Source organism: Colwellia ponticola (assembly GCF_005885605.1).
GTDB lineage: Bacteria > Pseudomonadota > Gammaproteobacteria > Enterobacterales > Alteromonadaceae > Colwellia > Colwellia ponticola.
In genome coordinates this window covers 59,740-72,612 of record NZ_SZVP01000002.1, presented here as the reverse complement: position 1 = coordinate 72,612, position 12,873 = coordinate 59,740, and the positions used below count along the sequence as shown (strand labels likewise).

At 37.9% G+C, this 12,873-nt stretch carries 13 protein-coding genes; 8 read left to right on the top strand and 5 right to left on the bottom strand.

All coding sequences use genetic code 11. The features are described from left to right. Positions 1 to 68 precede the first annotated feature (68 nt). Entirely contained in the window at positions 69 to 407 is a 339-nt protein-coding gene (locus FCS21_RS03385; RefSeq protein ID WP_138620596.1) for a ribonuclease E inhibitor RraB, read from the bottom strand. Positions 408 to 518: 111 nt separating this feature from the next. On the opposite strand from FCS21_RS03385, the gene FCS21_RS03380 reads away from it, so the two are divergent. Beyond that, positions 519 to 1,481 carry a pseudouridine synthase family protein gene (locus FCS21_RS03380; protein WP_138620595.1) on the top strand — a complete coding sequence of 321 codons (963 nt, stop codon included), beginning with the start codon at positions 519 to 521 and terminating at the stop codon, positions 1,479 to 1,481. Between the two features lie 76 nt (positions 1,482 to 1,557). Here the strand turns inward: FCS21_RS03380 and dapA are convergent, their stop codons facing one another. Next, the gene (gene dapA / locus FCS21_RS03375) at positions 1,558 to 2,490 is read right to left on the bottom strand and encodes a 4-hydroxy-tetrahydrodipicolinate synthase (RefSeq protein ID WP_138620594.1); all 933 of its coding nucleotides are present in this window, start codon (positions 2,488 to 2,490) and stop codon (positions 1,558 to 1,560) included. 98 nt (positions 2,491 to 2,588) lie between these two features. Continuing rightward, the gene (locus tag FCS21_RS03370) at positions 2,589 to 2,978 is read right to left on the bottom strand and encodes a hypothetical protein (RefSeq protein ID WP_118056192.1); all 390 of its coding nucleotides are present in this window, start codon (positions 2,976 to 2,978) and stop codon (positions 2,589 to 2,591) included. Positions 2,979 to 3,329: 351 nt separating this feature from the next. On the opposite strand from FCS21_RS03370, the gene FCS21_RS03365 reads away from it, so the two are divergent. The 4 genes from FCS21_RS03365 to FCS21_RS03350 all read left to right on the top strand — a co-directional run bounded on the left by FCS21_RS03365 (position 3,330) and on the right by FCS21_RS03350 (position 7,719). Next, positions 3,330 to 4,631: a CinA family nicotinamide mononucleotide deamidase-related protein gene (locus FCS21_RS03365; RefSeq protein WP_138620593.1), complete on the top strand. Its 1,302-nt coding sequence runs from the start codon at positions 3,330 to 3,332 to the stop codon at positions 4,629 to 4,631. 167 nt (positions 4,632 to 4,798) lie between these two features. Beyond that, on the top strand, positions 4,799 to 5,125 hold the full coding sequence (locus FCS21_RS03360; RefSeq protein ID WP_138620592.1) for a hypothetical protein: 327 nt from the start codon (positions 4,799 to 4,801) through the stop codon (positions 5,123 to 5,125). Between the two features lie 93 nt (positions 5,126 to 5,218). Beyond that, positions 5,219 to 6,907 (top strand): flagellar assembly protein A, encoded by a 1,689-nt coding sequence (locus FCS21_RS03355; protein ID WP_138620591.1) that lies wholly within the window; start codon positions 5,219 to 5,221, stop codon positions 6,905 to 6,907. Between the two features lie 5 nt (positions 6,908 to 6,912). Then, entirely contained in the window at positions 6,913 to 7,719 is an 807-nt protein-coding gene (locus tag FCS21_RS03350; RefSeq protein ID WP_138620590.1) for a DUF2884 family protein, read from the top strand. A 140-nt stretch (positions 7,720 to 7,859) separates the two neighbouring features. On the opposite strand, the gene FCS21_RS03345 is transcribed toward FCS21_RS03350, so the two are convergent. Beyond that, complete coding sequence (locus FCS21_RS03345) at positions 7,860 to 9,533, bottom strand: electron transfer flavoprotein-ubiquinone oxidoreductase (RefSeq protein WP_138620589.1); 1,674 nt, start codon at positions 9,531 to 9,533, stop codon at positions 7,860 to 7,862. Positions 9,534 to 9,804: 271 nt separating this feature from the next. On the opposite strand from FCS21_RS03345, the gene FCS21_RS03340 reads away from it, so the two are divergent. From FCS21_RS03340 to FCS21_RS03330, 3 genes are all read left to right on the top strand, one after another. Further along, entirely contained in the window at positions 9,805 to 10,557 is a 753-nt protein-coding gene (locus FCS21_RS03340; protein ID WP_118056061.1) for an electron transfer flavoprotein subunit beta/FixA family protein, read from the top strand. Further along, positions 10,554 to 11,480: an electron transfer flavoprotein subunit alpha/FixB family protein gene (locus FCS21_RS03335; RefSeq protein ID WP_138620588.1), complete on the top strand. Its 927-nt coding sequence runs from the start codon at positions 10,554 to 10,556 to the stop codon at positions 11,478 to 11,480. Before FCS21_RS03340 ends, FCS21_RS03335 begins: the two co-directional genes overlap by 4 nt. A 320-nt stretch (positions 11,481 to 11,800) precedes the next feature. After that, positions 11,801 to 12,076 carry a translation initiation factor gene (locus tag FCS21_RS03330; RefSeq protein WP_171035631.1) on the top strand — a complete coding sequence of 92 codons (276 nt, stop codon included), beginning with the start codon at positions 11,801 to 11,803 and terminating at the stop codon, positions 12,074 to 12,076. A gap of 123 nt (positions 12,077 to 12,199) precedes the next feature. On the opposite strand, the gene recR is transcribed toward FCS21_RS03330, so the two are convergent. Beyond that, positions 12,200 to 12,805, bottom strand: a complete 606-nt coding sequence (gene recR / locus FCS21_RS03325) for a recombination mediator RecR (protein WP_138620586.1) — start codon at positions 12,803 to 12,805, stop codon at positions 12,200 to 12,202. Positions 12,806 to 12,873 lie beyond the last annotated feature (68 nt).

Genomic DNA, 12,873 nt, shown 5'->3' with positions numbered 1-12,873 from the left:
GTTGAGTGACTATTAATTAATTGGGTATCACTACTGATTTTTTAACGTAACTAACCAAGACAAATTTATTAACCAACAAAATAGACGCCATCAAACTGGCCTTGTAATGGCTCTGCGCTTGTCTCTAGTAGAGCTTGATAGCTAGTAATGTTTTCATAGCTTACTGGCATTTGCGGATAAGCGGTAATTTCCCACGGTAAATCAGCACGCGCTTGTGATGGCGTAAAAGAGATTTTTTGATTGTTCTCTAATAATAACTGACCAAACTTAAGTGCTAACGCTTGTTCAGAGAATAATATTGAGAATTCAATTTCACGCTCACTGAGTAAATCTTCACCCTTTTCTTGCATCTGCCAAAGAGTATTGCCGATGTCATCTTCAGGGAAAAGTGTTAAATCACGGGTCATCGTTATTCTCATTTAATTTTTATTGGTGATTAGCATTAATTTGGTATTTTAGCTTTGCTAAGTCAATAAACCTAGTAAAATAACGACAAAGCCCTCCTACCTTATTAAAATATGTCTGTTGATAAAGCTAGCCTAGCTGTTCAAGATGAAAGGTCACATACCGCTCACTTAAAACTTGAATGGCATATTCGTGTTACTACAAAAGAAAATAGTAGTGTTATTGCTATTTTAGAGCAATACAGCCAAGCACAGGATGTTACTCTATCCAAAACGGAGCTAAAACAAGCTATTTCTAAAGGGGCGTTATGGTTAACGCCTGCTAAAAATAAAAAACAAACTCAGCGGCTACGCCGATTAAAAAAGCCGTTAGTCGTAGGTGACGAATTACACTTTTACTACAATGGCCAAGTACTCTCGGCTGAAGTTCCCCAAGCTTTACTCATTAAAGATTTAGTTGATTACAGTGTCTGGTATAAGCCATACGGCATGCTATCGCAAGGCTCTAAATGGAGTGATCATTGCACCATTGCCCGTTTCGCTCAGCAAAACTTACCTAACGAACGCCCGGTTTTTATTGTTCATCGATTAGACAGAGCCGCAACGGGCTTAATTATTGTCGCACACAGTAAAAAAGCCGCCAGAGCCTTAGCTACTATGTTTGAACATCATCGATTAGAAAAACATTATCAAATTATTGTTCATGGCGATCATACCAGCCGGTCTCAGCCTGACATTATTACCAGCGATGTAGACGGTAAAGCAGCACGCAGCACTTTTACTTGTTTAGCTTATGATAACGTAACACAACGGTCATTAATTAAGGTAAAAATAGACACGGGGAGGAAACATCAAATAAGAGTACATGCTGCCAGTATTGGTATGCCGGTGGTGGGCGATAGGCTCCATGGGGTAGCTGATAATACTGAGCAAAGCAATTTACAATTATGCGCGGTGAGTTTACGCTTTATTTGCCCGTTATTATCAAACGCGGCTACCACTGAAAATATCCAGGTATTGAGTGAACAAGAACATTTTTTTGAGCTACCAGAAACACTAAAGCCCCAGTTATACTGAGGCTTTACATTAATGACTGCGCTAAGAGCCATTATTCACTAAGACTAATGGCTTAACTAAGACTCAAGCCTAAGCATTAAATGCAGTAGAAAAAGTCACTATCGTCCAAGACTGACAAACTGTCGCCTACTAAATCTTTTGTCGCTATCGCTTTTAACAATTCATACCCTTGCTCACGTTGCGCTAAAGTAAGTGCTTGGTACGGTAAACGTAGATTTTTAGGTACCGCATTAGTCATCATTAATGCGGTATTAATAGCAATAGGGTTAGGCTCGCAAAATATCCATGCGATTAAATCTTGTAAACTATCATTTAACTTGGCACTTTGCGCTAACTCACTTGCCGAGCAATCTTTATTCATTAATTGGCGCATTAAGCCAGGAATGATATTAGACGTAACAGACATAACACCATGTGAGCCGTGTACGTGACGTCCTACATAACATTCATCGTCATTACCTGACCAACAAGCAATTCCTTGTTTTTCATAATACGCAATACGCTCGTTACCCGCACATTCTTTAACACCAATAAAGTTTTTATGGCGTGATAACGGTTCAATCACTTCAGGAATAATATCTTGCCCAGTTCTACCAGGTACGTTGTAGATAAACGCGGGACCAATATCTAACACGCGTTTAAAATGCTCGCTAACGCCTTTAAGTGAGGTACGACCATAGTAAGGGTTAATTTGTAACGCTGCATCCATACCAATAGCAAAACCATTTTCAGTGGCTTTTATTGCTTCACGGGTATTATTACTACCGGTATTACCAATAATAATGAGCTTGTCACTAAAGTTATTTACACAATGAGCGATAAGCATTAGATGCTCTTCCCAGCTAAGAAGGTGCCCCTCACCGGTAGTACCGCCAACAATTATGCCGTCAACGCCAGCAGAAATTTGTTGCTCTATTAAGAAATCATACGTTGTTAAACAAACCTCTCCTTTTTCAGTGTAAGGAGTTTTTATTGCGGTAATTAGACTTGCTGCTTTTAATCGCTTCATTAACTATCTCTAATGCTTTATGTAACTTCAATTAAGGTAAGACTAATAGGAAAAATATTAGCTCTATTGGTATGAATCAGTAAATTCTTGCCATTATTCTAACAATGACCGGGGTTATCAACAACCCGTCTCATGATATATTCTTCATTCGTGAGTAGATGTTGATAATGAAATAACTTGTGATTAAGCGTTATCACTTTATACGCTTGATAATTATCATCATTATTTAAATCTGCGGCGTAGAGTTGTTCATTAACAAGCTCATTTTTAGTGAAGGTAAAATGAATATCTGCCACCAACCCCCAATCACCTAGTTCAATCACTTTATCAATAACGTCGCCTTTACTATCAAGTGTTATAAAGGAAAATTCAAAACTTCCATCACTATTAAGCTGTGCATATTCAACGCATTCATTACCGTGATCATCAAGGTCACTGCGATACCAACGCCCGAAAAGCAAGGTTCGAGAATAACTTGTTTTACTCACTACATGGTTTCCTATTTATTTTGCTATGTGGAATGCTTTTTTTAGTTGGCTAATGTTAACTAAACAACTTTAACTAAAAAAATTTAGCGAAGCTAGCTAAAAACAATGAGCATTAACTAACTGACCAAAGATTTAGCTATTTTCTCTGTTATAATTTACTTTTGCTAGAAAAATAAGAGTGTAAGTGTAGAGAAAAAGGTTTAAATTTGTCGACAATTAATAGCAACTCTATTAAATTTATTCCCAACTCAGAGCCGTATTAGCGAGCTTAGAACAAGCAAAAGTTATTCTATATTTCATAAATTTTGTGCTGTTATCCATTTGCTAATAACTTCCAAAGGACACAAAGTAATGTTAACCCCTAAAGTACAGTTATTATTAACTGGTAATGAATTAATGACAGGAGATATCGTTGACAGCAACTCTGCAATGATGGCGCAAGTGTTGAAAGATATCGGACTGGGTATTATGCGCAAGGTAACTGTCGCTGATGATTTAGCGCTGTTAGTCAGTGAAATCACTTACATGGCAAGTACCAGTGATATCTTAATTATCAATGGCGGTTTAGGGCCCACTGTTGATGACTTAACCGCTCAAGCACTAGCACTTGCTATGGACGAAGAGCTAAGCGAGCATCCTGAAGCGCTTGCTCACTTAACGGCTTGGTGTAAGCAACGCGGCAATGCGCTCAATGGCCCAAACTTGAAACAAACTATATTACCTAGCAGTTGTCGCATTATCGCCAACCGAAGTGGTAGCGCAGTTGGCTTTTCGGTGCGTTATAAAGACTGTGATATTTACTGCACGCCAGGCGTCCCTCATGAATTAAAAGTCATGTTGCAAGAGCAAATAATCCCAGCTATTTCAAAGAAATCACCTAAAAATTTAATTGCTGACATCACCCGTTTACAAGTATTTGGTTTAGGTGAATCAAGCTTACAAAAAATGGTTGATGAAAAACTCGCACAGTGGCCAGCAGACATTGACTTAGGTTTTCGTGCTGGCAAGCCATTACTTGAAGTAAAGCTAAGTATTAATAGTGAACGAGGTTTAGCGCTTAAGCCGCTGTGGCAAAAGAAACTAGCCGATGCACTTGGGCATCATTTGATTGCCGAAATCAACGAAAAACCTTATTCGCTAGCTCAACACCTTATTAACCAATTGCAGCAAGACAATATCAAAGTCACTACGGCAGAGTCCTGTACTGGCGGCTTGATTGCCAGTAAATTAACCGAGATTAGCGGCTCTTCTAACTGTTTTGAAGCCGGTTTTGTTACCTACAGTAACAACATGAAAACTGCGATGCTTAATGTATCGGCTGATCTATTGACACAAAAAGGAGCGGTCAGTGAAGAGGTCGTTATTGCGATGGCAAAAGGCGCACTTTTGAAGTCTCACGCCGATATAGCTATTGCCGTATCAGGTGTTGCTGGACCTAGCGGTGGTACTGAAGATAAACCTGTCGGCACTGTGTGGCTAGCTTGGGGCGGCATAAATGACATTAAAACGCAGTGTTTACTCATCCCCTACAAAAGAAATCACTTTCAACAATTTGTCGCCGAAATAGGTCTAGACTTACTGCGTCGTTATCAAAAAAACATAACCAGCATACCAAATTATATAATAGACAACGCTTTTACGACCAAGAGATAGCGACAAATAAGAGTCCGCAAGATAATCAATCATTTATCGAGTATAATAAGATAAGCAAATAACGGATAACAACTTAGTTTTTGCTTATTTATTGCTTAGTTAAGTAAAAATTTATATATTAATAGTAATAACTTAAAGAAACAGCTGATTACTTTCAGGAGCTTATTTTGATAGAAAAAAACTTTATAACTAGTGGCCGTAACACCGTTATTCACAAAATAAAAAAATTTGACTTACTTATCATTAATGGTGATAACCCCGTTATTATCATTAGCCATAGAGGCATTGGTATTTACAAAGGGGAAATTCCAACAAAACGATCAATCGCCAAAAAAGCTTATCAAGACATTGTGAATATTTCATCTTCTGAATTATTCGGTGAAGAAAAAACCTTACTTTTTGTCCAAGCTCTTGATGGTATTGAGTATAAAATAGATTACTCTAAAAAAGGCACCACTAGTTTTATTAAAATACATCAAAATCACTATATGTAAGCTCATTTACTTTACCTAACTATCAATTTTAAATAAGAAAGTACCTAACCATTACTTTTCTCAGCAATACAATGGTTAAGGAGAGCCACCACCATGACCAAAGCATATTTACTCTGTAATAATAAAGACAATGTCGATTTAGTATTAGAGCCAATTAAAGGTGGTGAACCCCTATCTGCTTTAAGTGTTAAAGCCTTGATTGACGAATCTGAATTTAGAAAACTCTACATTGATAACAGTAATATAAATAATGCCCTTGCGGAATTAGGTGAGGTGTTAACCCCCTTACAAGATGGGCAAACAGGTAGAACGATTCGCTATCAAATACTCGAACGTGTAGATGCAAGTATTAAAATAACTATTGAAGCTGATCAAATGAGTGCTATTGCACAAATCACCTGCGCTCAAGGCGGTAAACACCTATCAGCAAAAGATATTTTAGACGCAGCTAAAGAAGCTGGTGTAAAAAAAGGTTTTAGTAAAGAGCACTTAATTGAACTAGCACAGCTTGCCGCACAAAAAGCCCCTAATAGCACAGTTGATATGCAAATTGCCCGTGGTAAAGTAGCGATTAACGGTAAAGATGCTCGCATTAAACCCTTAGTAGAAAGTGCACAAGCAAGAATATTAAAACCTAAAAGACAAGAAGACGGCAGTGTTGATATGCGCGATTTAGGTGATATTATCTGTGTGAAAATAGGTCAACCTATTGCACAAAAAATCCCTCTCACTCAAGGTATAGAAGGCTACACAGTAAGTGCTACCCCACTTTTACCAGAACCAGGTAATGACATTGAACTTATCGCCGGTGAAGGTACTGACATTAGCCCTAAAAATACTAACATCTTAATTTCTAAAAAAGTAGGTTTACCCAAACTCATTAATAACGGCATGGAAGTTGATGAGATTTACAAAATAAAAAATGTCACTGTCGCTACCGGTAATATCAACTTTACTGGCAGTGTCATTATTGACGGTGATGTGAATGAAGGGATGAAGGTAATAGCTTCAGGAGACATTACCATAGGCGGCTTCGTTGAATCAGCAACGCTTGAAGCAGGAGGTGACATTACCGTTTCTGGTGGTATTATTGGCCGAAAGCACGATATTGAATCAACGCATATTACCGAGGTTATTATGAGTGTAAATATTAGCGCAAAAGGTAGTATTTATGCAAAATACGGTCAATATGCTCAGATACAGTGTGGTCGAGATGTGCACATCGAAAATCAACTATTACACAGTATTTTAAATATCGATGGTCGACTTTGGATAGGTAAAAGCGAACAAGCTAACGGAAAACTTATTGGCGGTTATATCAAGGCAGGAACCTCGGTTCATGCTGGTATTATTGGTGCGACTGCTGGTAGTAATACGTTTATTAATTTTGAACCTAAAATACTTAAACTTAAAGATGACATTCATCAAATTGAAGAATTAATCAAAGTAGATTCAGATAAAACCAACGAATTAAAAAACGCAATCAACACACTAAAAAAATTACCACAAGACAAAGCCAAACCGGATTTATTAGCCAAAGTAGTAGCTAGCTATCAATATCAGGCGAATCAAATGGGGCAAGCACTGAATGAAAAAGCCCTCCTTGAAAGCGATTTACAAGAATATATGAGCAGTGTTTATATTGAAGCCACTGAAAAAATGTATCATGGCGTTGAGTTAATTGTCGGTGATTTTCATGATAGAACCCGTCGTGAATATGGTCCAAGTAGAATGAGTTACCGTGATAGAAAAATCTTTATTGATCCAATAGTGAACACCTAACAATAATGGCTATCACGCAAAAAAAACGCCTTAACGTCGCACTATTAACACCAATACTGATACTTTTTTGCCAACAAGTATATGCACAGCAATGCTCTATTAATCTTAATTATGGCGTAATTATAGGCCCTAAACACATTCGCATTGTTGATAAGGGCAGAACCCAAGTACAAATTAATCATACCAAACAACTCTTTATTCAAGGTAGAGAAGTCTTTTTATCGAGTTCACAGCAACAGTTGCTAAGTGAATTTACCATGGGTATTCGTCAGCAAATACCTGAAGTAGTCTCTATCGCTATAGAAGGTGTTGAAATAGGTTTAAAAGCGGTTAACGAAGTAGTTGCTGGCTTAACGGGCGAAAATAGCGCCTCACAACAAAAAGTACAAGCAAGATTTGATGAACTACAATGGCGTATGCGTGCACGCTTTAACCAAAGTGCCAATAATTATTACCTTGCCCCACAAGATTTAAATGGTTTTGATGAATTGTTTACTGGTGAGTTTGAGCAAGAGATTGAAGCCATGATATCAACCTCTGTCAGCACAATATTAAAAGCCGTAGGTGAATCAATATTAGCTGACGACAGCATTACTGAATACGGTGGTGAAATGCGTATAACCACTTATGACAAACGCTTAAACACCATGAGTAATGGTTTAGAATTACAAGTAGCGCAACGCGCTAAAGCATTAGACAAAAAAACAGCAAGTTTTTGTCAAGAGCTTACCCGCTTAGATACCCTTGAAACAAAACTACACTTAGCTATACCTGCGTTAAAACCCTATAACCTTATCGACACATCGAATTAGGCTAAGTTAAGTTAAACTTAGCCTAATGAGTGGCCAACAATTATTTTTGCAAGAACCAACAATAAAAAGCCCAAGATATTGATAAAACATCTTGGGCTTAGTTAAGTTTCTTTATAAGGTATTTATAGCGTAAACATAAATTACATATTAGGGTAGTTTGGCCCGCCGGTACCTTCTGGTGTTACCCAGGTAATGTTTTGGCTTGGGTCTTTAATATCACAGGTTTTACAGTGAATACAGTTTTGCGCATTAATAACAAACTTATCTCCCTGCTCTGTTTTTTCTACTTCATAAACTCCAGCTGGGCAATAACGCTGAGCTGGCTCATTATAAAGAGGTAAATTTACCGTAATAGGGATACCAGCATCTTTAAGTTTTAAATGACAAGGCTGCTCTTCTTCATGGTTAGTATTTGACAAGAACACAGAAGAAAGCTTATCAAAGCTCAATTTATTATCTGGTTTGTTATAATTAATAACCGGCATATCAGCCGCTGGTTTTAACTGCGCGTAATCTAGGCTATCATCTTTAAAGTTAAAGGGTAATTTACCGGCAAAAAAGTTTTGATCAACGGTATTATAAACGCCACCTAATAATGTCCCAAACTTATGCATAGCCGGGCCAAAGTTACGTGTACCGTATAATTCTTCATATAACCAAGAGTCTTTATACAATTGGGTAAACTGCGTTAAATCTTGTTTACCTTCTGGTGCAATACCTTCACTACCACTCTCATCACTAATTAATGCTTGAGCAATCGCTTCAGCGGCAAGCATACCTGATTTCATCGCCGTGTGATTACCTTTGATTTTTGCAAAATTAATGGTACCGGCATCACAACCAACCAACAATGCGCCTGGCATAGTCATTTTAGGTAACGAATTAAAACCGCCTTTAGCCATAGCGCGCGCACCATAAGAAACACGCTTACCGCCCTCGAGGTACTGACTAATCTTAGGATGATGCTTATAACGTTGGAACTCATCAAAAGGACTTAAGTGTGGGTTGCTATAACTTAAATCAATAATTAAACCGACAAACACTTGGTTATTTTCTGCATGATAAAGATATCCACCACCATTAGTTTTTTTATCTAGTGGCCAACCGGCAGTATGCACGACCAAACCAGGTTGGTGTTTTTCAGGATCAATATCCCAAATTTCTTTAAAGCCTAAACCATAGTGCTGTGGTGAACTTTGTTCATCGAGCTTAAATTTTTCAATTAACTCTTTACCTAAATGCCCTCGACAACCTTCAGCAAACACGGTGTATTTTGCACGCAACTCCATACCAGGCATAAAAGAATCTTTTTCTTTGCCGTCGGCATCAAGCCCCATATCGCCAGTAATAACGCCACCTACACTGCCATCATCATTATAAATAATACTTTGCGCAGGGAAACCAGGGAATATTTCAACGCCTAGTTGCTCAGCTTGTTCAGCTAACCAACGACAAACGTTACCCATACTGACAATATAGTTACCGTCATTATGCATTGTTTTTGGAACAGCAAAGTGAGGTAATTTAACACCTGAATCTTCATTATTCAGTAAGTAAATATCATCACCAGTTACTTGAGTATTTAACGGCGCATTACGCGCTTGCCAGTCTGGAAATAATTCATTTAAAGACCTTGGTTCAAACACAGCACCGGAAAGAATGTGTGCGCCAACCTCAGAGCCTTTCTCAACAACACAAACCATTAACTCTTGCTCTTTCTCTTGTGCTAGCTGCATTAGTCGACAAGCCGTTGATAGGCCTGCAGGCCCTGCTCCAACAATGACTACGTCAAATTCCATTGATTCGCGTTCCATAAGCTCTCCCAGTGTTATTATATTTGTATTTTAATTTGTATTTTAATTTGTATTTTAAAAGTCTATACTAAATTTCAAACGTACGTTTGATATTCAAACAAGTGTTTGATAGTATCCTACAACAGATGTCCAAGCAATACACTGTTATAAGCATTTTTTTAAATTGTATCTTAGTTTAAAAGTTTCCATCAAGATTACGTTGACGCTGACGTAAGCCACAGGTATCTTTTAACTATATTTTGTAAATTAACATACCTTTTCAGAGGCTACGATGAAAGTACTAGTTCCGATAAAACGAGTTATTGACTATAACGTCAAAGTTCGAGTAAAACCCGATCATTCGAATGTAGATCTTGCCAATACAAAAATGGCTATTAATCCTTTTTGTGAAATTGCTGTTGAAGAGGCTGTTCGTTTAAAAGAAGCCGGTATCGCGACAGAAGTCATTGCTATTTCTATTGGTGATAAGTCTTGCCAAGAGCAATTACGTACGGCATTAGCTTTAGGTGCGGATCGCGCTATACAAATTGACACTAATGAAAACTTAGATGCACTAAATATAGCCAAGTTATTACAGAAAGTTGTTGAAGAAGAACAACCTCAGCTTGTTATTTTAGGTAAACAATCTATTGACAGCGATAACAACCAAACAGGTCAAATGCTAGCAGCACTAACAGGTATGCCACAAGGTACCTTCGCCTCAGTAGTTAAAGTTGAAGGCGATAAAGTCAATGTTACCCGTGAAATTGATGGCGGTTTACAAACACTTGCACTTAATTTACCTGCCATTGTAACCACTGACTTACGCTTAAATGAACCGCGTTACGCTTCATTACCAAATATAATGAAAGCTAAACGCAAGCCATTAGACGTTAAAGCAGCAGCAGATTTTGGTATTGATTTAAGCGCGCGTACTAAGTTATTAAAAGTGACACCACCGGCAGAACGCCAAGCCGGTATAGTGGTAGAAAGTATTGATGAATTAGTTGAAAAATTAAAAAATGAAGCCAAGGTGATCTCATGAGTATTTTAGTAATTGCTGAACACGACAACAACTCATTAAAAGCTGAAACGCTAAAAACTGTAGCAGCAGCTCAAAAGGTAGGTAGTGATATTACCTTACTCGTTGCTGGTTTTAATTGTCAGGCTGTTGTTGAAGCGGCAGCAAAAGTAAATGGTGTAGGTAAAGTACTAGCTTGTGATAATGCAGCTTACGAACATCAATTAGCTGAAAATATCAGTCTATTGGTTACTGAAGTAGCTAGCGATTATGAGCATATTTTTGCCACAGCACTTACTACTGGCAAAAACTTTATGCCTAGAGTAGCGGCGCTATTAGATGTTGCTCAAATCTCTGACATCATTGACGTTGAAAGTAGCGATACTTTTGTACGACCTATTTATGCCGGTAATGCTATTGCGACAGTGCAAAGCCTAGATAGCAAGAAAGTGATTACAGTACGTACCACTGGTTTTGATGCGGTTGCTAGTGATGGCAACGCTGAGATAATTAACTTAGATATTGTTACTGATGCGGGTATATCAAGCCATGTAAGTGATGAATTAACCGTATCTGAGCGTCCTGATTTAGGCGCTGCGAGTGTGGTTATTTCTGGTGGTCGTGGTATGCAAAATGGCGATAACTTTAAATTGCTAGATGGTATTGCTGATAAGCTAGGCGCTGCCATTGGTGCATCTCGCGCGGCTGTTGATGCTGGCTTTGTTCCTAACGATATGCAAGTGGGTCAAACAGGTAAAATTGTTGCTCCTGACTTATACATTGCGGTAGGCATTAGTGGTGCGATTCAGCATTTAGCCGGTATGAAAGATTCAAAAGTTATTGTTGCTATTAATAAAGACCCTGAAGCACCTATCTTCCAAGTCGCTGATTACGGTATTGTTGCTGATTTATTTGACGCGTTACCTGAATTAGAAAGTAAACTATAAACTAGCGATAAGTTAAGTCTAACAACAGTGTTAGACTTAATCTAATATTGTTATAATAAAAACCGTATTAATGAGTAATTAAATTTACCCATTAACATGGTTTTTTTTTGCGTTTTTTATATTAACTGTAACATTAGTAATGAAATGATACGCAATAAACAGTAATTAATAGTAATAGGTGTTTTATGAAGAATAACTTATCTAGTTTACGTGATTTAGCCAGCGCATTTGGTAAAGCACCAGTTGATCCCGATACAGCTGTTCCTAGCACATCCGCAACCAGTGATGATTCTCTCGTTTACTCAACGGACAGTGGTCGAATTAACCAGCAACAAGAAAAAACGGTTACTCCTAGCGATGGTTTTGCTAAAGTAAGACGTGAAACCAAAGGGCGAAAAGGTAAAGGCGTTGTTGTTATCAGTGGTTTAGGGCTGGATAATAAAGCGCTTAAAGAGTTAGCTAAAAAGCTAAAAAAAACCTGTGGTAGTGGTGGTTCCGTGGTTGATGAAACCATAGAAGTTCAGGGTGATAAACGAGAAGTAATACAACAAGTGTTAGAGAAAGCTGGTTTTAAGGTTAAATTGACAGGCGGTTGATTTTGATCAACGACATAATCCACTACAGGCTTATTCAACGTTACTATACTAACTTTTGGTCGTATTACAGTAATTATTCACTATGTATCAAAATTTCTTAGTTAAGTTTAGGATAACAGTTAACTAAATAAAATAGTTTTTTCGTCCTGAAAAAGCATGAGACAAGGTATTACCGTCAACATACTCTAGTTCTCCACCTACAGGGACACCATGAGCAATCCTAGAGATATTAACATGATACTGTTGAGCAAGTTCAGCAATAAAGTGAGCCGTAGCTTCACCTTCCACCGTTGGGTTGGTTGCTAAAATAACTTCGCTAAATTGTCCGGTAGCAAATTGCTTCGCTAAAATATCTAAACCTAAATCATCGGGTCCTATACCATCAATCGGTGATAAATGGCCCATTAAAACAAAGTAGCGACCAGCAAACTCTCCTGTTTGCTCAATGGCAATAACGTCACCTGGCGTTTCAACAATACACAAGGTAGTGGCAATTTTTCGTTTTGGCGATTGGCAAATTTCACATAACACTTCTTCGGTAAAATTACGACATTGTTGGCAATGGCCAATATCTGTCATCGCTTTAGCCAATGTACTCGCGAGTTTACTGCCACCACGTCGATTACGTTCAAGCAACTGAAAAGCCATACGTTGTGCTGATTTAGCACCAACGCCAGGTAAACACTTAAGTGAATCAATTAACTCTTGCACTAAAGGACTAAATTTCATAAATAGTGTCTATTTTTAAGGGATTAAGTAGTAATAAGATAAATCATAAAACGAGTGATATAACGATA